Genomic DNA, 20,384 nt, shown 5'->3' with positions numbered 1-20,384 from the left:
GGCCGTTTCAAGAGTGGCTCAGCCGCGAGCGGGGCTGGACCAGGCCTTCTCCATGCCGCCGCGCAGGCCCATGCCCAGCCGCACCAGCCCCTGTGCCAGCCGTTCGGACAGCGGGTGGCGGCGCTTGAAGCTCAGTTCGTACAGGTCGGCATCGGCCTTGCGCTCCAGCAGATAGTCGTCGCTGGTCTGCAGCTTGTCGATCAGCTTCAGGTCCAGGGCCTGGCTGCCGTACCAATGCTCGCCGGTGGCCACGCGGTCGATCTCCAGCTGTGGCCGGTTGCCCGAGACGAAGGACTTGAACAGCAGGTGGGTCTGCTCCAACTCCTCGCGGAACTTCTCACGGCCGGCCTCGGTGTTCTCGCCGAACACCGTCAGCGTGCGCTTGAACTCGCCCGCCGTATGCAGCTCCACATCGATCTCATGCTTCTTCAGCACCCGGTGGAAGTTGGGCAACTGGGCCACCACGCCGATCGAGCCGACGATGGCGAAGGGCGCCGCCAGGATGCGGTCCGCCACGCAGGCCATCATGTAGCCGCCGCTGGCCGCCACCTTGTCGATCGCCACCGTCAGCTTCAGGCCGCGGCTGCGGATGCGCTGCAACTGCGAGGCTGCCAGGCCATAGGCGTGCACCATGCCGCCTTCGCTCTCCAGGCGCAGCAGCACCTCGTCGCTGTCGCGGGCCACCTGCAGCAGGGCGCTAATCTCCTCGCGCAGCGAATCCACCGCGTGGGCGGCGATGTCGCCGTCGAAACTCAGGGCAAATACGCGCGGGCGGGGTGCCGGCTCCCCGCGCTTCCCGGCCTTGCGGCGTGCCTTCTCCTCGGCCTTCTGCTGCTTTTGCAAGGTCTTGAATTCAGATTCAGACAGCAGGTCGGCATTCAGGATTTCCGCCATCTGCTCGTAGCGTTCATTGAGATTTCGCACCTCCAGCCGGTCCGGCCCCTGGCCGGACCGGGCACTCCGCAGAATCGCCACCAGCCCCGCGGCAACAGCCAGCAGGGCCGCCGTCCAGGTCAGGGTCTTGGCCAGGAACAAACCATATGCAGCAAGGAATTCGGTCACAGGAAATCCGTTGGAAGATCATCAAAAGACTGGAAAAAGGACTGGTAAATCCGCCGAAGCGCAGGCAAAATCCACTGACGGGGGAGCCTGAATGGGCATCCAAGTATATTTTCAGTCAGTTAAAGACTCCGCAAGGGGTATTGCTGCGCTGCAACAAGCAAATGCATAATGCACTTGCTTGCGGGTCATTACCCCCGCCTACTCTTGGCAGCTTTCATCTTCAGGTTGGAGATTCAAAATGAATAAGACAACCCGCGCAGCTCTGACCCTGGCCATGGTGGCGATCACGCTGCCGGCGGTCGCGGCCGACGAGACGCGCCCCTACCTCTTCGGCGGCTACCAGGCCGTCATAGCCGACCAGGCCGACCGTGCTTCGGACAACGGCAATGGTTATGCGTTCAGCGCCGGCAAGGCCCTGAGCAAGCATTGGGGCGTGGAATTCGGCGGCTTCTGGAACCAGTTCCAGGCCGAGAATGGCGGCACCAATGATTTCCGTGAGCTGGGCGGCCACCTGGATGCCCTGTTCTTCTACTCGCGCGATCGCGCCTTCTCGCCCTACGTCAGCCTCGGCGTCGGCGCCATGAAGAACCAGAACAAGACCGCTGCCGGCCAGCCGGAGGACACCGATCCGTTCGGCACCCTGGGCGTCGGCTTCTTCAAGTACTTCGGCGACGAGAGCCGCTACGGCCTGCGTGCCGACGTGCGCTATCGCTATGTCGACACCGATATCCCGGGTCTGGACAACTCCCTGCTCGAGCCGGTCGTCAAGATCGGTCTGGTGGCCGCCCTCGGTTCCAAGACCGGCGGCGCGGGCGATGCCGGCGGTCCGGATGCGGACGGCGACGGCGTTCCGGATGACGCGGACCTGTGCCCCAACACCCCGAAGGGCGTGAAGGTTGATTCCAAGGGCTGCCCGGTCGATTCCGACGGCGACGGCATCCCGGATGCGCTCGACAAGTGCCCGGGCACCCCGAAGGGTGTGAAGGTCGATTCCAGCGGCTGCCCGAAGGATGGCCCCGGTGAAGGCCCGAACCGCCGCTTCGAGGACGTCCACTTCGAGTTCGACCGCTCCGACCTGACCGACTACGCCCGCTCGATCCTGGACAACGCGTCCAAGGCCATCGGTGGTCTGTCGCAGCAGTACCCGAGCCTCAAGGTTGACGTCTCCGGCCACACCGACTGGATCGGCACCGACGGCTACAACCAGGCCCTGTCCGAACGCCGCGCCAACTCGGTCAAGCAGTACCTGACCCGCAAGGGCGTCGATGCGAAGCGCGTCAACACCTACGCCTACGGCGAGTCCAAGCCGGTCGCGACCAACGAGACCGACGAGGGCCGCGCCCAGAACCGTCGCGTTGAGGTTCGCACCCGCGGCGAGTAATCGCCCCGGTTGGCAGCAGTAAAAAAACCCCCGCCAGCGATGGCGGGGGTTTTTCTTTGGGCGTGACGGAATCGTGCGGGTCGTTTGGGATGTGGGCCTGACACACGCTGGGGCGCGAGGCCGCAGGGGCACGGATTCATTTGAACGCGCTTGGAGGGTGTCCGCTCAGGGCTGCGGACGCCGAGGCGCGTCATGCCGGCGAAAGCCGGCCCCCAGTCCCTCGGGGGTAACCAACCTCAGGATGTAGCCGGCCTTCGCCGACACGCTGCGGGGCAGATTCCCTGCACGGGTTGCCGGCCGGACTAGGCGTCGAGCCCGAAGAACCGCCGCGCGTTGTCGCGACTGATGGCCGCCACATGCTCCTCGCTCTGGCCGCGCGCCTGGGCCAGGGCCTTCACCACCCACGGGAGTGCCGCAGGCTCGTTGCGGCGCTCGCCGCCTCGGGGGCGCCACTGCTGCCCATCCTCGGCGCGCGTCGCATTGCGCGGCAGCAGGTAGGGCGCGTCGGTCTCGATCAGCAACCGATCGTCCGGGATGCCGACCACCGCCTCGTACAGCGCCTTGCCGCGGCGCTCGTCGCAGACCCAGCCGGTGATGCCGATATGGCAATCCAGCGACAGGTAGTCCCGCATCGCCTCACGGGTATCGGTGAAGCAGTGCACCACCACCGCGCCCAGTTGCGGGCGGTACTCGCGCAGGATGCCGAGGAAGTCGACATGGGCGTCGCGCTGGTGAAGGAACAGCGGCTTGCCGGTCTCCACCGCGATATCCAGTTGCGCGCGGAAGGCGCGCTGCTGGTTGGCATGCGGGGAATAGTTTCGGTTGTAGTCCAGGCCACATTCACCCAGCGATACCACCTCGGGATGCCGCGCCAGCTCGCGGATCTGCGCTGCGTGCGCGTCGTCCCACTCACTGGCGTGGTGCGGATGCACTCCGGCGGTGGCATACAGCCGCCCCGGGTGCTGCCGCGCCAGGGCCAGGGCCTTCGGATTGCTGTCGAAGGAACTGCCGGTGACCACGATCGCTTCCAGCCCGGCCTGCCAGGCCCGGTGCAGCATCGGCTCGAAGTCGGCGTCGAAGCTGTCGTGGGCGAGATTCGCCCCGATGTCGATGAGTCCTGCCATCTCAAGCCTCAGCCGCGTGCGCTGCAGTCCTGCTGCAGCAGGATGCGCTGCTCTGGCGGCACCGCTGCTCCGCCGGGCGGCGGCGTGGCGCGCAGCACGTAGACCAGGCGGACACTGGCGAGCTTTCCATGCTCGCCGGCGTTCCAGGAGCGGCACAGCCAGCGTGCGTAGTAGGGGCGGTGGGCGGCGTAGGCGTCCAGGGTCAGGCGCGCGCGCAGTCGCTGCCATCGCTGGCCATCGCCATAGTCCGCCGGGCGGCTGAAGTCGGGAGCGGAGGACGGCTCCAGTAGGTCGATCTCACGGCCTTGCGACGTACGGCCCACGGCGACGAACCAGCCGCCCTCACGCGGCGGCGAAGGCGCATCCAGGGCCCAGGACTGGTCCAGACGCAAGGACTGCATGACCGGCGCCAGCAGTGTCTGCGTGGCTGCGGGCAGCAGGCCTGCCGTGGCGGCGTTCCAGCCCAGCACCAGCCACAGGAACACCGCGGCAACGCGCTGCCAGCGCGGTGAAACCTCCCAGGCCACCTCGCGGCGCAACAGCGCCGGCCTGGCGGGACGGGAGGCGAGCCAGCCGTGGAGGCGATCGCCGAAGCGCTGCACACTCCCCAGTTGGGCCGGGCGGTGTAGCCAGAAGAACAGCGGAGAGTGGCGCAGCAGCGCCGCCAGCGCCGCCCAGCGCAGGTAGGCCTGGTCGTCGGTGTCGATCACCACCCAGGAACGGTTGGCCTGCAGCAATGCCCGGGCACGGGGTGCATCCTGCGCCGTCGCGATCTGGGCCTGAGGCAAAATCAGGAACTGCTGCAATAGCAGGCTGTGGCGCAGGCTCGCCGGGCGTTCGCGGTCATGGTAGATGCGCAAGCCCACCGGCTGCGGCCTGCGGCGCGCCGCCCACTGCCAGAAGCCGGGCCCCACCAGGACCACCAGGCCGGCGAGCCCCAGCAGCGGCAGGGCGCCCTGGCTCAAGCTCAGCAGCAGGAACAGCTGCATCAGCACCAGCAGGGGCAGCAGCAGCCGGCGGGTATGTCGGCTGATCACCGGCATCAGGGCCAAGGGGGCGGCCAGTAGCGACAGCCACCACAGCGCCGAGGTCAGCGCCTCCAGCAGGCCCGGGTAGTGCAGCAGCCAGCGTCCCAATGCGGTGGCGTGGCCGTCCAGCGACAGCAGGTAGTAGAGCGCCGTGCCGTCCTCGCGCCATTCCGGCCCGCTGCGCAGCAGGGCGGAGAAGAAGTAGACCGACAGCACCTGCAGCAGCAGGCCCGCGCTGGCCCAGGAGACGTGCGGCTCCTGCAGCGCCGGAGGATTGGACGCCAGCGCGGCATCCACCGACCAGCGGCAGCCCAGCGGCAGGAACGCCGCCCAGAACAGCAGGCAGGTCAGCAGCAGGTCGGCGGCCCCCGCCGCCAGCGGCGCGCGGCTCAGCAGGGAGGCCTGCAGCAGGAATCCCAGCACCGCGGCCATGCGCGTGCGCCAGCCCAGGGCTAGCATCGCCGCCAGGGCGGCCTGGGCCAGCAGCAGCAGGCCGGCAAACCAGGCGGTGCCGTTGAGGAAGTAGAGCGACAGGCGCCAGGGACTGTCGGACGCCATAACCCAGCCGCGCGGCAGCACACCACCATCGCTATACAGGGCCGATACATCGCAGAGGCTGCCCAGGCTCAGGCAGAACAGGATGCTGCCGAGCAGGAAGCGGAACAGCGCCAGGCTGCGCAGGTCGGTGCCGAACAGCTCGGCGAGGCGCGGGTGGCGTGCGGCGAAGTCGGGGCTCATCGTCGGCGGTTTTCGGTCGGCGGAAACGACAAGGGGAGCCTGCGGCTCCCCTTGGGTGGAACGCATGCCTATTCTAGTGTGCCGCGAGCAGATCGCCCATGTGGCCGGTGCCGCCGTCGAGCCAGGCCTGGTAGGCCGGCGTGTTGCGCTCGATCTCCGCCTTCATGCGCAGCTCTTCCGACAGGCTGTTGCCGCCGACGCCCGGCAGCAGGCGGATGATGGTCGCCACGCCGCCGTCGACCATGCCCACCAGGCCTTCCAGCGGCGTGTTGGCCGGCAGCGACAGGATGGCGGTGAGGCCGCCCTCGACGTAAGGCGCGAGGATGGGGCCCAGCGTCGGGATCTGTTCCAGCAGTTCGCCGACGGTGCTCGGCAGCTGCAGGCCGCCGGTCGGAGGCGGGTTCTGGGTGTCCGGCTTGGGCGGCGACGGGCTCTCGCCGTTGTCGAAGGTCTCGTAGGCGATCCAGCCCACGCCCACCACCGCCGCGGCGATCAGGGCCCAGTCGAGGGTGCCGTACTGCAGCTCGCCGTCCTGGTTCAGCTCGGCCTTGCGCTCCACCAGCGGGGCGCCGTTGAGCTCGAACTTCTGCAGGCCGGCTTCGCGCCCGGCGCGGAAGTCGAGCTGCGCGATGGCCGGACGCGGCGCTTCCAGGAAGCGGCGATCATGGTCCATGCGCAGGCCGTAGTTCAGTTGCTGGGCATGGTAGCCGCGGCCGTCGAACTTCAGGTCGATGTAGGCCTTGAACTCCGGCTGCTTGTCGTTGATATCAGCCGCAACGGCCGAGCCTGCGGTCGCAAACAGAGCGGCAGCAGCTGCCGAGACGATCCAGGTGCGCATGTGTAACTCCCCCGACGCAATATTTGTTCAAGTGTCTTGAACTATAGGGAGGCGTACTCCCAGAGGCAAGAGTCGTGCAGAATCGCGGCCTTGGATACGACGGAGGAATCGACGGTGCAATGGCCGCAGCCTGGGCAGAACAGCGAATGGCTGGTCGACGGACCCGCCGGCCGGATCGAGGCTCTGCTGTCGGCGCCGAAGGGCGGGGTGCCGCGGGGTTTTGCCGTAATCTGCCATCCACACCCGCTGTTCGGCGGGGCCATGAGCAACAAGGTGGTCTATACCCTGTCGTCCGGTGCGCTGCAGGCGGGCCTTGCGACGCTGCGCTTCAACTTTCGTGGGGTCGGCCGCAGTGGCGGCCTGCACGACGAGGGGCGTGGCGAGACCGCCGACGTGCTGCACCTGGCGGGACTGATGCGGGAACTGCTCCCGGAGGGCCCCCGAGTGCTGGCGGGCTTCTCGTTCGGGGCCTTCGTCGCGTTGAAGGCGGCGGCGGAGCTGCGCCCCGATGCCCTGGTCAGCATCGCGCCGCCCTTCGGCAAGTACTTCGGTGGCGAGGCGCCGCCGCGGCATCCGGGCTGCCCCTGGCTGGTCGTGCATAGCCGCGACGACGACACCGTCAGCTACGACGAAACCCACGAAATCCTGGCCGGCTACACGCCGCCGCCGCAGTTGGTGACGGTGGACGGGGCCGGGCATTTCTTCCACGGCCGGCTGCAGGATATCAGCGCGGTACTGGTACCTTTCCTGCAGTCCGTCAGTGCCTGAGCGGTGCTATTCTCGGACGCACATCAGACCTATAACCCATTGCCCCTTTAGGAGATCGTCATGCGCCGTCTTCTGCTTGCCCTTGCCCTTGCCGCCGGTGCCACCCAGGCCACCGCGTTCGACGCCAACTTCGACCTGAGTTGCACGGCCAATCCGAATTGCCAGGCCGATTTCCGTTCCATCTCCGAGGACATCACCGCGGCGCTCAACTACAAGGCGCTGGGCCCTTCCGAAGCCACCGGCATCACCGGCATCGGCATCGGCGCCTTCGCGACCTACGTCGATGTGGACGATCCCCAGGCCTGGAACCGCCTGACCGGCGAGGACGTGGATGCCATCGGCATGGCAGGTGTGGTGGTGCGCAAGGGCTTGCCCTTCGGCATCGATCTGGGCGCCTTCTACGCGACGGTACCGGGTGCCAGCGCCGATCTCTTCGGCGGTGAGGTGCGCTGGGCCATCCTCGAGGGCGGCGTCGCAGAGCCGGGCCTGGCCGTGCGCGGCACCTATACCCGCAGCAGTGGCATTGACGACCTGGACTACGAGTCCATGGGCCTGGACGTCTCAATCTCCAAGGGTTTCGCCTTCCTGACGCCCTACGCTGGCTACGGCTACGTCTGGTCCGAGGTCGACCCCAAGGGCGTCGTCGGCCTGCAGAAGGAAGAGGTCGATGCCAGCCGCTTCTTCGCCGGCCTGCGCTTTGGCCTGGCGATCTTTGACATCACCCCGGAATACGAGCACATCGAGGGCCGCGACACCTTCAACCTGCTGATTGGCGCTTCGTTCTGATCAGGGGCAGGGTCCGCCTTCGTGTGGGATAAACTGGTTCGTGCGCTGGGCGCTGGCAGGGTCGAATCGGCCGTACCGCGGCGCGAGCTTGCTATCGCTGTGCTGCTCGTCGAAACCCTGCGCGCGGACTTCGCCGAGGGCGAGGCGGAGAAGGTAGCAGCGCGCGGCATCCTGCGCGAGCTTTGCGTGCTGGACGAGGCAGCCTCTGCGGCGCTGCTCGCCGAGGCCGAGGCCACCGTGCGCAAAAGTGTGTCGCTGCATCCCTTCGTCGCCGAGCTCAACGCCGTACTGCCCGCCGAGGACAAGCGCGAGCTGATCGGTGGCATGTGGCGCGTGGCCCACGCCGACGGCCGCGTCCATCCCGGTGAGGAGGCTCTGATCCGCCGGGTGGCCGACCTGCTGTACGTGCCTCACCACGAGTTCATCCGCCAGAAGCTGGCCTCGGGTCCGGCATGAGCAACGAGCGCCGCAGCCTGCCATCGCCCTTGCGCGGAGTGCTGGGTATCCAGACGCGCCTGGGCCTGGCGTTCGCGGTGATCCTGCTGCTATTCGCCGGCAGCGCCCTGATGTTCCGCGCGGCCCTCACCGAGGTCGAGGAAGCCCGGCAAGCCACGGATCATTCGGAGTTGGTGCTGCAGGCCATCGACAGCTTGCTGGTGCTGGTGCTGGATCAGGAGACCGGCCTGCGCGGCTACCTGCTGTCCTCGCGTGACGAGTTCCTCGAGCCCTACCGCGTAGGCGGCGAGCAATTCGAGAAGTCCTGGCGGGAGCTCAAGGCCCTGACCGCCGACAACCCCAATCAGCAGGCGCCGCTGGAGCAGTGGCGCGACGAGATGCGGCGCTGGCGCGGCGACTTCGCCGAGTTGGTGCTGGACTACAAGCGACGCAACGACGAAGCCTCCGAACTGGCGCTGGTGCGCACCGGCAAGGGCAAGCGCATCGTCGACGGCATCCGCGTGCTGGTCCAGCAGATGCGCGATCATGAGCGCAGCCTGCTGCACGAGCGGTCTTCACGGTTGCAGGCGCGGCTCGACCGCACCCGCGAACTGACCTACCTGATGCTGCTGGCGGGCATTGCCTTCGTGGCACTGGCCATGTGGGCGGTGGCGCGCACGGTGACGCGTCCGGTGACGCAGCTGACCTCGCTGATGTCACGCCTGTCGTCCGGTGAAACCGACGTCGATATTCCGTATCGCGGACATGGCGACGAGATCGGCGCCCTGGCCCGTGGCCTGGAGGTCTTCCGCCGCAGTACCGTGGACCTGGCCGGACGCGAGTGGATCAAGACCGAGCTGGCGAGCCTGTCGGTTGCGCTGCAGGGCTGCACCACGCTGGCGGAGTTCGGCGAGCGGCTGAGCGAGCGGCTCAGCCTCTCCGGTGGCGCGGTCTGCACCGTCTTCTTCCGCTGGGACGAGGCGCGCGAGCGCTACGAACCCTCCGGCAGCTACAGCCTGCCCGGAGGCAGCGGGCCGCGCGGCTACTCGCGGGGAGAAGGCCTGGTGGGCCAGGTCGCGCAGGACGGCGAGCCGCGCGTGGTGCGCGACCTGCCGGAGTCCTACCTGCGAGTGCGCAGCGGCTTGGGCGAGGTCGTGCCACCGTCGTTGCGGCTGCTGCCGCTGCCAGGGCGCGAGCGCGTGCTGGGCGTGGTGGAAATGGCCTACTTCGCCGATCCCGGCCCACTGCAGGCGGAGTTCCTGAAGCAGGCTGCCGGCTATGCTGCCCTGGTGCTGGAGACCCTGGAGCGGGGGCTGGCCACCATGGAGCTGCTGCGCCAGACGCAGTACCAGAAGGAAGAACTGCAGGCTTCCGAGGAAGCCCTGCGCGCGCAGCAGGAAGAGCTGCGCGCCACCAACGAGGCGCTGCGCGACAAGTCGCGGCTGCTGGAAGAGCAGAGCCAGAAGCTGCGGGCCAGCGAAGAGGAACTGCGCGTCCAGGCCGAGGAACTGCGCATCGCCAATGTCAGCCTCGAGGAGAAAAGCGAAGCCCTGCATGGCCAGAAGCAGGCGCTGGAGCGCGCCCAGGCCGAGCTGGAGGAGAAGGCCGTCGATTTGGAGCAGGCCAGCCGCTACAAGAGCGAGTTCCTGGCCAACATGTCGCATGAGCTGCGCACGCCGCTCAACAGCCTGCTGATCCTGTCCAAGGGCCTGGCGGAGAACGAGGAGGGCAATCTCACGGCCGAGCAGATCGAGAGCGCCAGCATCGTCCATGACAGCGGCCGCAACCTGCTCAACCTGATCAACGACATCCTCGACCTGTCCAAGGTCGAGGCCGGCAAGATGCAGGTCGTCCTGGAAGACGTGAACCTGGCCGCACTGGCCGCCGGCATCGAGCGCAATTTCCGTGCGCTGGCCGAGCAGCGACACCTGACGCTGGAGGTGTCCCGCGCACCGGGCCTGCCCGCCACGGTGCGCTCCGACGGTGCCCGCATCAACCAGATCCTCGCCAACCTGCTGTCCAACGCCTTCAAGTTCACCCACCAGGGCGGCGTGAAGCTCGACATCCTGCCGGTGGTCGACGGCCCGCATGCCGGCGGCGTGCTGCTGCGGGTGCGCGACAGCGGCATCGGCATCCCGCAGGAAAAGCTCGCGCGCATTTTCCAGGCTTTCGAGCAGGCCGACTCCGGCACCAGCCGCCGCTACGGTGGCACTGGCCTGGGCCTGTCCATCGTCAAGGCCCTGGTCGAGCTGCTGGGCGGTGAGGTTCGCCTGGAGAGCCAGCAGGGGCAGGGCTCGACCTTCACCGTGAGCCTACCGGCCGCGGCGCCCGGTACCGACGCGCTGTCGCCGGAACCGGCCGTGAGCGCCGTGGCCGTTGCGGCGCCCCAGACTGCGGCCGTCCCGTCCGCGGCCCCCGCCGCCGCCCTGCAACCCCCGGCCGAACCGCCGGGTACCACGCTGCTGATCGTCGAGGACGATGCCCAGTTCGCCGAAGTGCTGGCGGGCCTGGCGCGCGGTCGCCATTACCGGGCGCTGGTGGCGCGTGACGGCGAAACCGGACTGGCGCTGGCGCGCAAGCATCGCCCGGCCGGCATCCTGCTCGATATCGGCCTGCCGAAGATGGACGGCTGGCAGGTGATGGAGCGCCTGCAGGCGGACCCGCTGACCGCCGGCATCCCGGTCCACTTCATTTCCGGCGCCGACGCCGAGGGCCGCGCACGCGCGGCCGGCGCCGCCGGCTATCTCAAGAAGCCCGTGGCGCGTGAAGATGTCGAGCGTGTCTTCGATGGCCTGCCCGGGGTTCCCACCGGCGCGCGGCGCATCCTGATCATCGACGACAACCCTGCGGACCGGCGCCTGGTGCGCGAGATGCTACGCGGCGAGTCGGTGCAGATCGACGAGGTCGGCAGCGCGGAAGAGGCCATGGACCGCACCGCCCAGGAGTCCTACGACCTGCTGATCCTTGACCTGGGCCTGCCCGGCATGGACGGGTTCCAGTTCCTGGAGCGCGCCAGCGCCCGCGGGCCGCTGCCGGCGGTTGTGATCCATTCCGGCCGCGAGCTGACCCGCGAGGAAGGGCTGCGCCTGCGCGAGTACACCGAAACCATCGTGCTCAAGAGCGCGCCTTCGCCGCAACGCCTGCTGGACGAGGTGACGCTGTTCCTGCACAGCATCCGCAAGGTTGGCGCTCCCGTTGCCGCCGCACCGCGTGCCGTGGCGCCGGGCCTGAGCGGCAAGACCGTGCTGGTGGTGGACGACGACATGCGCAACATCTTCGCCCTGTCCAAGGCCCTGCGCAGCCGCGGCCTCAAGGTTCTGATGGCGCAGGACGGCTACAAGGCGATCGCACAGCTGGAGTCGAACCCGGAAGTCGACCTGGTGCTGATGGACATCATGATGCCCGGCATGGACGGCTACGAGACCATCCGCCGCATTCGCGAAAAGTCGGAGTGGCAGGCCTTGCCGATCATCGCCGTTACCGCCAAGGCCATGGTGGGCGACCGCGAGAAGTGCCTGGAGGCCGGCGCCAACGAGTATTGCTCCAAGCCGATTGACGTCGAGCAGCTGACCGGCCAGATGCAGGCCTTGCTGGGCGACAGCTGATACGCCCCGGCGCGTGGCGCAGGTATCGCAGTCGCGCCCGGGACGGCGGCATGAATCGAAGGTGAAGAATGCACCTCACTGACAGGCAGGACATCGAAGTCGCACTCTTCACCGAGGCCCTGCGCAAGCGCCACGGCTATGATTTCGGCCAGTACGCTCCGGCCTCCTTCAAGCGCCGCGTGCTGGGGCTGGTGACGGCCCTGCATCTGCGTTCCGTCTCCGAACTGACCGAGCGGGTGATCCACGACGAGACCTTCATCCACAGCGTCATCGAGCGCCTGTCGGTACCGGTTTCGGAGCTGTTCCGCGAGCCGCAGACCTTCGTCGCGCTGCGCGAGCGGGTGTTGCCGGAGCTGGCGAGCTATCCCCATATCAACATCTGGCAGGCCGGTTGTGCGCACGGCGAGGAGGCCTACTCGATGGCCATCCTGCTGCGCGAGGCCGGCATGTACGAGCGCTGCCAGATCTACGCCACCGACTTCAGTGACGCGGCCCTGGCCAAGGCCCAGGAAGGCATCTACCCGGCGCGCGAGATGCCGCTGTACCTGGAGAATTACCGCAAGGCCGGCGGCAAGGCCCGCCTGCAGGACTACTGCACCGAGAAGTACGACCTGCTGAAGATGCACGACGAACTGCGCGCCAACATCACCTTCGCCAACCACAATCTGGTATCGGATGGGGTGTTCGGCGAGATGCACCTGATCCTGTGCCGCAATGTGCTGATCTATTTCACCGATCCGCTGCAGGATCGCGTGCTGGGCCTGTTCCGCGACAGCCTGGTGCGTGGCGGCTACCTGTGCATCGGCATCAAGGAATCGCTGAGCTTCTCTGGCGTGGCCTCTGACTTCCAGTTGCTCAGCCGCGAGTTGCCGGTATTCCGGCGCACAGCGCCCCGGAACGCTCCATGATGGAGGCCTGCGTCGTGGGTGCGTCCACGGGCGGAGTCTCCGCGTTGCGCAGCCTGCTACGGGGGCTGGACAAGGGATTCCGCCCCAGCGTGATCATCGTGCAGCACACGGCGACCGAGGGTTTCAACGTGCTGGTGGACCTGCTGCGCGACAGTTGTGTGCTGCCGGTCAGCGAGGCGCAGTCACGCGAGCCGATCCAGCCGGGGCACGTCTACCTGGCACCGCCTCGCTATCATCTGCTGGTCGAGCGCCAGCACCGCTTCGCCCTGTCGGTGGACGAGCGTGTCTGCCACGTGCGTCCGGCGGCCGACGTGCTGTTCCAGTCGGCCGCGGAGGTCTGGCGTGAGCGCCTCGCCGCCGTGGTGCTCACCGGCGCCAACGACGACGGTGCGCGTGGCGCCGCACTGGTGCGCAGCCTGGGCGGCACGCTCATCGTGCAGGACCCGCAGGAGGCCGAGGCCCCGGAGATGCCCGCGGCGGCCTTGCGCCTGGCCGGTGCCGATCACGTGCTGCCGCTGAACCGAATCGCTCCAATGCTGCTGAAACTGGCCGGGAGGGCCAACGCATGACCCAGCTGTCTCGCCCCAAGATTCTCGTCGTGGACGACACGCCCGCCAACCTGGTGGCCATGCGCCGCCTGCTGGCCAGGGTCGATGCGGAACTGGTCGAGGCGGCTTCCGGCAACGCCGCCCTGGCGGCGACGCTGGATCACGAGTTCGCACTGGTGCTGCTGGACGTCAACATGCCGGACATGGACGGCTTCGAGGTCGCCAGCCACTTGGCCGAGGAAGAAGGCACGCGCAACACACCGGTGATCTTCGTCACCGCGGCCATGGTCGATGACCTCAACCGCCTCAAAGGCTATAGCTTCGGCGCGGTCGACTACATCGCCAAGCCGATCAACGACACTATCCTGCTGTCGAAGGTGCGTGTCTTCCTGGACCTCTACCGCGGCAAGCAGCAGTTGCGCCGGCTGGTGAGCGAGCTGGAGTACGAGGTGGCGACCCGCCGGCAGGCCGAGGAGCAGGTACGGCACCAGGCCACGCACGATCCGCTCACAGGCCTGCCGAATCGCGCGCTGTTCCTGGACCGGCTCGAAGGCGCGCTGGAGCGTTCGCGTCGCTCGCAGCGGCCGTTCGCGCTGCTGTACGTCGACATCGATGGCTTCAAGCCGGTCAACGACACCCATGGCCACCTGGTCGGTGACCAATTGCTGCGCCAGATCGCGGCGCGCCTGCTGGGGCGTATGCGCAAGTCCGACACCGTCGCCCGTCTCGGTGGCGACGAGTTTGCGGTGATACTCGAGGAAGCGATCGAGGCGCCGGCTGCGGCCCTGTCGGCGGCGGAGGCCTTGTGCCTGCTGCTGCGCGAGCCCTACGACCTGGGTGAGGGCATCGAGGTCACGGTGGGTGCCAGTATCGGTGTCGCCTGCCACCCGCATGTGCCGGTGGAGGGAACGGCCACGCCGGGCGACTCCCTGGTCCGCGCTGCGGACGATGCCATGTACCGCGCCAAGCGCGCGGGCAAGAACCGTTGCGTGCTGAGCGGATCCGACTGATCAGCGCCGGCGCCAGACTGGCGCCAGGCGCGCCGGCCCCGCGCCGCGATCCAGCGCCATGACCAGGGCGATGCAGCCCGCCGCCGACAGCAGCAGCCCCAGCCCCATCATCGGCGCGTAGCCGGCCGCGTCGGCGATCGCCGCACCGGTGAAGGTAGCCAGGCCCGTACCCATGACCACCGCACAGGCCAGCAGCGTGTAGTCGGTGCCGGCATGATCGGGATCGCTGGCATCCATCATCAGTGTGAACAGCGCCACCGTCGCCATGCCACCCAGCAGGTGTTCGCCGATGCAGCCGATCCACAGCAACTCCTTGCCGCCCCAGCCCAGCGCCGCGCCGAGATAGGGCAGCAGGCTCAGGGTCTGCAGCAGGCCGCAGCCCAGCAGTGTCGCGCGGCGCCCCAGGCGCCAGGCCAGCCAGCCGCCCGCGGCGGCCCCGGCCAGGCCAGCCACCGAGCCCAGCGTGCCCTTGAGCAGCGCGATCTCCTCCTTGGACAGGCCGTAGTCCTTCAGGAAGGGGCCGATCATCGAGGACACCATGCTGTCGCCGAACTTGTAGGCGCAGATCAGGCCGATGAAGGCCAGCATGCCCGGCTGGCGCAGGCGCCGGGCCCAGCCCAGCGCGATCTGTCCGGCGGCTGGTGGCGGCGCGTGGCTTTCGGCGCTATCGCTGCGCAGGAACAGCACCGGCATGCAGGTCAGCAGCAGGATGCCGGCCATGGCCAGGAACATCGCCTGCCAACCGGACTGCGCGAACACCCATAGCAGCCAGCCGCCGCCCAGCACCATGCCCAGGCGGTAGGCGCCCACCTGCAGGCCGTTGCCCAGCCCGCGTTCCTTCTCGCCGAGCAGGCGCACCGCCAGGCCGTCGGTGGCAACGTCCTGCATCGCCGCGAGCAGGTTGAACAGCAACACCGCCGCGAAGATCAGCATGAAGGAATCGCCGATGTCAGCAAAGGCGAGCAGGCCGGCGCCGGCCGCCGCGCCGAGCTGCAGCGGCAGGATCCATTGCCGGCGCGTGCCGGTGCGGTCCACCAGCGGTGCCCACAGGAACTTCAGCGCCCAGGGCAGGAACAGTAGGCTGGTGAGGCTGATGGTCTTCAGCGACAGGCCGGCCTCGCGCATCAGCACCGGCAGCGCCTGCGTGAAGAAACCGTAGGGTAGGCCCTGGGCCAGGTAGAGGCTGCCCAGCAGCACCAGCTTGTAGCCGCGGCCCAGGTTCATTCAGGCGAAGATGGCTTGGGCGGTTCCTCGTTGGGCCGCGACATGCCGGCGGTGATGACGAAGCGCATCGCCTCCTCGAAGCCCATGTCCAGCGGCGTCAGGTGCTCGCGCGGCAGCATCACCGTGTAGCCGCCGATCTGGTAGCTCATCGGCAGGTACACCGCCACGCAGCCGCCGGTGTCGCAGCCGGAGATGCCGGCTTCGCCCAGGTCGTCCACGGTCACGAAACCCACCAGCCGGATCGGCAGGTTGGGCAACTGCACCAGCACCACCTGGCCGAACTTGCGCTCGCGCTTGTTCGACATGAAGCCAGTGAGATCGCGCACGGCGCCGTAGACCGTCTTGACCAGGGGGATGCGATTGAGCGCGCTCTCCACCCAGCCGAAGGCCTGCTGCACGAACAGGCCCTTCATGCCGAGCCCCACCAGGTAGATCAGCAGGATCGACACCAGCAGGCCCATGCCCGGCAGGTACAGCCCACGCGGCAGCAGGAAGCCCAGCAGGCCGCCCAGCACCGCCTCGGCGGCGCCGATCAGCCACATCACCAGCGCCACCGTCACCAGGATCGGCAGCACCGCCAACAGGCCGGTGAAGAAGGTGCCGGCGATCTTGCGCAGCTGCTGCTTCTGTTGCTCGTTCACTTCTTCTCCTGCCTGCAGGTCCAGCGGAACTCACCGATGCCTTCGCCGGCCAGCACCAGCTGGTCGCCGTGGGCCAGCGGGCCGACACCCTTCGGTGTGCCGGTGAAGATGACGTCGCCAGGCTGCAATGCCCAGCTCTGTGAAAGGATATGGATCTGGCGAGCCACCGGGTAAAGCATCTCGCGCGTGCGGCCGTGCTGGCGTAGCTCGCCGTTGACGTGCAGCGTGAACTCCAGCTTCTGCAGGTCCTGCTCCAGGAAGGGCTTGAAGTCGCCCAGCGCCGCGCTGCCGTCGTACGACTTGGCGATTTCCCAGGGCTTGCCCCTATCCTTCAGCTCGGTCTGCAGGTCGCGCAAGGTCAGGTCCAGGCCCAGGGTCAGGCCAGCGACGCTGCCCAGCGCATGCTTCATCGGGATGTTGCGGCCGCCGCCGGTCAGCATCACCACCAGCTCGGCCTCGTAATGGATGCTGCCACGGTCGCGGGGCAGGGGAATCGGCTGACCCTCCGGCACCGCGGCGGAGGCCGGTTTCATGAAGACCACGCAATCGCCGTCCGCCTGATGCCCCAGGTGGGCCAATTCGGCGACATGATCGGCGTAGTTCTTGCCGATGCAGAAGATGCGATTAACTTTCATGTCGCGCAGCGACTCCACTGTCCCTCTCCCGCCAGCGGAGAGGGGAGGACCACCCGCGGATGCGGGTGGTGGGTTGAGGGTGATGCAAGCAGGTATTATCCGCTCGTTCCAAAATACTCATCATGCCGCGCCTGTGCCTCATCCCCGAACAGGATGCGGCAGGCATCCATCAGCCCAGGCGATTGCCGGATCGTCTCGCGGCGCTCCACCAGTGCGATCTTGGAGCGGCGGCGCAGGAAATCATCCAGCGTCACCACCATCTCGCGCCGCGCCGCCTGGCGCAACTCGCAGCGGATGTACTCGGTGCCCTTGATCAGCACCTCGGCCTCGCGCGAATCCTCGCGGATGTTTTCCAGCAGGCCGATGGCCTGCGCGCCGTAGCGGCGCCACAGGCGCTGCGACAGTGGCTCCGAGGATTCCGGCGCGGTGTAGGCGTCCAGGTTCATCAGGCGCGCCTGGTGCAGGAACTCGTCGCGCACCGAATCGGGCGCCTCGCCGTACCAGGTGAAATCCGGCTCCGGGATGGTCACCCCCAGACGCTGCACCTCGTCGCAGATCTCCTCGCCCACGTTGATGCAATCGGTGAGCTTGCCGCCGAAGATGCTGATTTGCTGCGAGGCGGCATCTACCTCCACCGCATGCTTGCGCGACAGCTGCAGGAAGTCGGTCTTCTCGCCGGCCGCGCCTTCCACCACCAGCGGGCGCACGCCGCAGCGCTCCGAGATCACGTCGACCTCGGTCAGCGGTTTGGGCAGGTTCAGGCGCTTGTTGATGTTGTCCAGCACGAAGCGGCGGTCCGCCTCGGTCACCGTGGCGTAGGGCGTGTCCACGCGATTGTCGGTGGTGCCGATGCAGGTGCGGTTGCCCATCGGGATCGCAAAGAACAGGCGGCCGTCATCGGCAAAGAAGGTCAGCACGCGCTTGCTGTCGGTGATGCGCGGCACGATCAGGTGGATGCCCTTGGAGAACACGTGCCGGTGACGCGTTGAGATGCCATTCCGAGCATTGACCTCGTCCACGAACGGGCCGGCGGCGTTGACCAGCACCTTGCTGCGTACCGGGAAGCTCTCACCGCCGCGTACATCACGCAACTGCGTGACCCATTCCGTGCCCTCGCGGCGCGAGCCCTCGGCGGCCACGTAGTTGGCCGCGATGCAGCCGCGGCTCAGCGCCGAGCGGATGAAGTTGAAGACGAAGCGCGCGTCGTTGTCGTGCAGGTAGGAGTCGGAATACTCGAAGCCGCCGCTGAGCGCGTCGGTGCGTACTACCGGCTCCTCGCGCTGGATAGCGCCCACCGGGCGCAGGAAGGGCACGCGGGTGAAGCCGTTGCCGATCAGCCAGTACAGCCAGGTGCCCGCCCACAAGATCCAGGGATGCCAGCGGAAGCCCTTTTGCACCGAGGTGAAGAAGCGGATTTCCTTGACCGTGGACGGGTAGCTGCGAATCAGCCGGTTGCGGCTCATGCACAGCGCCCGCACCAGCGGATACTCCCAAGTCTCCATGTACTTGATGCCGCCCCAGGCCAGATTGGACGACTGCTGGCTGGTGAAGCCGGCGAAGTCACCCTTGTCGATCAGGGCCACCGAGACCCCGCGCGCCGCCAGGGCCGCGGCCGCCACCGAGCCATTGATGCCGCCGCCGACGATCAGCACGTCGAAGGACTGGTCCTTGAGCTTGGCGATGTTGCTGGCGCGTAGTTTCATGGGTGGCTGGGCAGGGCGGACGGGCTATTCTGGACCAGAGAAAAGCAATTTAGCCACGGATGAACGCGGATGAACACGGATTGGAAGCCCGTCTTGATCCGTGTTTCTCCGTTTAATCGGTGGCAAAAAAGAGCTGTTGAAGGCTTTGAAACAAAAAGGCCGGGCAATGCCCGGCCTTTTCGATACAGCGGGACGCTTAGATGCGCTCCTCGATGCCGAAGGCGGCAAAGCCCTTCTTCTTGAAGTTGTCGCGGAACATGTCGCGCAGCTTCGTGGCGGTGGCGTCGTAGGCATCCTTATCCGCCCAGGTGTTGCGCGGGTTCAGGATGTTGCTGTCCACGCCCGGGCAGGACTTGGGCATCTTGAGGTTCAGGATTGGCTGCACCTCGGTCTCGACGCCGTCCAGCTCGCCGTTCAGGGCCGCATCCAGCAGGGCGCGGGTGACCTTGAGCTTCATGCGGGCGCCGCCGGTGGTGGCGCCGCCACCGCTCCAGCCGGTGTTCAGCAGGATGCAGCGGGCCTGGTGCTGCTCCATCTTCTCGGCCAGCAGCTTGGCGTAGACATTGGGCTTCTGCGCCATGAAGGGGCCGCCGAAGCAGGCCGAGAAGGTCGGCTGCGGCTCGGTTACGCCCACTTCCGTACCGGCGACGCGGGCGGTGAAGCCCGAGACGAAGTGGTACATCACGTCCTTGGGCTCGAGGATCGAGATCGGGGGCAGCACGCCAAAGGCATCGGCGGTCAGCAGCACGATGGTCTTCGGATGCGGGCCCTGGCCGTTCGGCATCACGTTCGGGTTGGCGTCCAGCGGGTAGCTGAAGCGGGTGTTCTCGGCGATGGAGCCGTCGAACAGGTCCAGCTCGTCCGGGTGGCACTCTTCCATCTTCTTGCCCGGCAGCGGCGGCACGTTCTCGATGATGGTGCCAGCCTTGCTGAGGGCCTGGGCGATCACCGGCTCGTTCTGCTTGTCCAGGTCGATCAGCTTGGCGTAGCAGCCGTCTTCCAGGTTGCACAGGCCGTTGTCGGACCAGATGGTCTCGTCGTCACCGATCAGGCGGCGGTTGGCGTCGGCCGACAGCGTGGTCTTGCCCGTGCCGGAGAGGCCGAACAGGATCGCCGCGTCGTTGTTCTTGCCGACGTTGGCCGAGCAGTGCATCGACAGGCGGCCTTCCTTGGGCAGCAGGTAGTTGCCGACCGTGAAGATGGTCTTCTTGTTGACGCCGCAGTAGTCGGCGCGGCCGGCGACCAGGCAGATCTTGTTGCGCGTATCGATGATCACCGCGGCTTCGGCGCGGCTGCCGTCACGCTCTGGCTCGCAGACGAAGCTCGGCACGTTCAGCATGGTCCAGCGGCGCGCGTCGGCATCCTTCACGCCCTGCAGGTCCTTGGGGAACATGTTGTGGCAGAACATCGCGTGCGTGGCGTACTCGCCGACGAAGCGGTAGGGCACGGCGAAGTCCGGGTCCGAACCCATGAACAGGTCCTTCACGTACAGCGAGGCCTTCTTGTCGTTCAGGTGAGCCACGACGCGCTTGAGCAGCGCCTCGTACTTCTCGGTGTCGTAGGGGTTGAGGTCGGCCTTGAACCAGATCTCGTCGGCGATCTCGGGCCACTTCACCGCATAGGTGTCCTTGGTGCGGCGGCCGGTGCAATCCGGATCGGTGTAATAGACCAGCGGACCGTTCACGCCCAGGACGGTCGGGAAGGCTTTCTGCTCGTTGCTCGGACCACCGCGGCGCACACGGCCACGGTCGTTGGCGATGGCTTCGTGAAACAGCTCCGGCTTGGTCAGGTTGTACTTGTAGCTGACGTTTTTGAGCCCGAAGAGCTTCTCGAGATCGGCCTGAAAGGTCATGAACTATCCTTAAACTGACAAGAAAATGGGCAAAAAATAGGCGGGTGTGGCCGCTGAAGAGCGCAAATGGTAAGGAGGGGGGCGGTAGGAGGCAAGTT

The 20,384-nt window shown here is 67.2% G+C and carries 17 protein-coding genes; 8 read left to right on the top strand and 9 right to left on the bottom strand.

Annotated features, from left to right (window positions below):
* Positions 1-18 precede the first annotated feature (18 nt).
* Positions 19-1,062 (bottom strand): protease SohB, encoded by a 1,044-nt coding sequence (sohB, locus tag QT386_RS04330; RefSeq protein ID WP_289272515.1) that lies wholly within the window; start codon positions 1,060-1,062, stop codon positions 19-21.
* A 238-nt stretch (positions 1,063-1,300) separates the two neighbouring features.
* On the opposite strand from sohB, the gene QT386_RS04325 reads away from it, so the two are divergent.
* Positions 1,301-2,443 (top strand): OmpA family protein, encoded by a 1,143-nt coding sequence (locus QT386_RS04325; protein ID WP_289272514.1) that lies wholly within the window; start codon positions 1,301-1,303, stop codon positions 2,441-2,443.
* Between the two features lie 302 nt (positions 2,444-2,745).
* On the opposite strand, the gene QT386_RS04320 is transcribed toward QT386_RS04325, so the two are convergent.
* The 3 genes from QT386_RS04320 to QT386_RS04310 form a co-directional block, all read right to left on the bottom strand.
* Positions 2,746-3,567, bottom strand: coding sequence for a TatD family hydrolase (locus QT386_RS04320; RefSeq protein WP_289272513.1), 822 nt, complete (start codon positions 3,565-3,567; stop codon positions 2,746-2,748).
* A gap of 8 nt (positions 3,568-3,575) precedes the next feature.
* Positions 3,576-5,333 (bottom strand): hypothetical protein, encoded by a 1,758-nt coding sequence (locus QT386_RS04315; protein ID WP_289272512.1) that lies wholly within the window; start codon positions 5,331-5,333, stop codon positions 3,576-3,578.
* Between the two features lie 73 nt (positions 5,334-5,406).
* Positions 5,407-6,171: a hypothetical protein gene (locus QT386_RS04310; protein ID WP_289272511.1), complete on the bottom strand. Its 765-nt coding sequence runs from the start codon at positions 6,169-6,171 to the stop codon at positions 5,407-5,409.
* 90 nt (positions 6,172-6,261) lie between these two features.
* On the opposite strand from QT386_RS04310, the gene QT386_RS04305 reads away from it, so the two are divergent.
* The 7 genes from QT386_RS04305 to QT386_RS04275 all read left to right on the top strand — a co-directional run bounded on the left by QT386_RS04305 (position 6,262) and on the right by QT386_RS04275 (position 14,231).
* Positions 6,262-6,939 (top strand): alpha/beta hydrolase, encoded by a 678-nt coding sequence (locus QT386_RS04305; RefSeq protein ID WP_289272510.1) that lies wholly within the window; start codon positions 6,262-6,264, stop codon positions 6,937-6,939.
* Positions 6,940-6,999: 60 nt separating this feature from the next.
* On the top strand, positions 7,000-7,725 hold the full coding sequence (locus QT386_RS04300; RefSeq protein WP_289272509.1) for a hypothetical protein: 726 nt from the start codon (positions 7,000-7,002) through the stop codon (positions 7,723-7,725).
* Positions 7,726-7,746: 21 nt separating this feature from the next.
* The gene (locus QT386_RS04295) at positions 7,747-8,181 is read left to right on the top strand and encodes a TerB family tellurite resistance protein (protein WP_289272508.1); all 435 of its coding nucleotides are present in this window, start codon (positions 7,747-7,749) and stop codon (positions 8,179-8,181) included.
* Positions 8,178-11,765, top strand: coding sequence for a response regulator (locus QT386_RS04290; protein WP_289272507.1), 3,588 nt, complete (start codon positions 8,178-8,180; stop codon positions 11,763-11,765). Before QT386_RS04295 ends, QT386_RS04290 begins: the two co-directional genes overlap by 4 nt.
* A 68-nt stretch (positions 11,766-11,833) precedes the next feature.
* Positions 11,834-12,673: a protein-glutamate O-methyltransferase CheR gene (locus tag QT386_RS04285; RefSeq protein WP_289272506.1), complete on the top strand. Its 840-nt coding sequence runs from the start codon at positions 11,834-11,836 to the stop codon at positions 12,671-12,673.
* Positions 12,670-13,242, top strand: a complete 573-nt coding sequence (locus QT386_RS04280) for a chemotaxis protein CheB (RefSeq protein ID WP_289272505.1) — start codon at positions 12,670-12,672, stop codon at positions 13,240-13,242. Before QT386_RS04285 ends, QT386_RS04280 begins: the two co-directional genes overlap by 4 nt.
* Entirely contained in the window at positions 13,239-14,231 is a 993-nt protein-coding gene (locus QT386_RS04275; RefSeq protein WP_289272504.1) for a diguanylate cyclase, read from the top strand. Before QT386_RS04280 ends, QT386_RS04275 begins: the two co-directional genes overlap by 4 nt.
* Here QT386_RS04275 and QT386_RS04270 read toward each other — a convergent pair whose 3' ends face one another.
* The 5 genes from QT386_RS04270 to QT386_RS04250 form a co-directional block, all read right to left on the bottom strand.
* Positions 14,232-15,455: an MFS transporter gene (locus QT386_RS04270; RefSeq protein ID WP_289272503.1), complete on the bottom strand. Its 1,224-nt coding sequence runs from the start codon at positions 15,453-15,455 to the stop codon at positions 14,232-14,234.
* Entirely contained in the window at positions 15,452-16,072 is a 621-nt protein-coding gene (locus QT386_RS04265) for a DUF502 domain-containing protein (protein WP_367401390.1), read from the bottom strand. The genes QT386_RS04270 and QT386_RS04265 overlap by 4 nt, the downstream gene beginning before the upstream one ends.
* A gap of 20 nt (positions 16,073-16,092) precedes the next feature.
* Positions 16,093-16,731: a fumarylacetoacetate hydrolase family protein gene (locus QT386_RS04260; protein WP_289272501.1), complete on the bottom strand. Its 639-nt coding sequence runs from the start codon at positions 16,729-16,731 to the stop codon at positions 16,093-16,095.
* A 95-nt stretch (positions 16,732-16,826) separates the two neighbouring features.
* The gene (locus tag QT386_RS04255) at positions 16,827-18,434 is read right to left on the bottom strand and encodes a glycerol-3-phosphate dehydrogenase/oxidase (protein WP_289272500.1); all 1,608 of its coding nucleotides are present in this window, start codon (positions 18,432-18,434) and stop codon (positions 16,827-16,829) included.
* Positions 18,435-18,630: 196 nt separating this feature from the next.
* Positions 18,631-20,286 carry a phosphoenolpyruvate carboxykinase (ATP) gene (locus tag QT386_RS04250; protein WP_289272499.1) on the bottom strand — a complete coding sequence of 552 codons (1,656 nt, stop codon included), beginning with the start codon at positions 20,284-20,286 and terminating at the stop codon, positions 18,631-18,633.
* Positions 20,287-20,384 lie beyond the last annotated feature (98 nt).

It is taken from the genome of Solimonas sp. SE-A11 (assembly GCF_030345715.1).
In the GTDB taxonomy this organism is placed as follows: domain Bacteria; phylum Pseudomonadota; class Gammaproteobacteria; order Nevskiales; family Nevskiaceae; genus Solimonas_A.
This window is presented reverse-complemented; position numbering and strand designations above follow the sequence as displayed.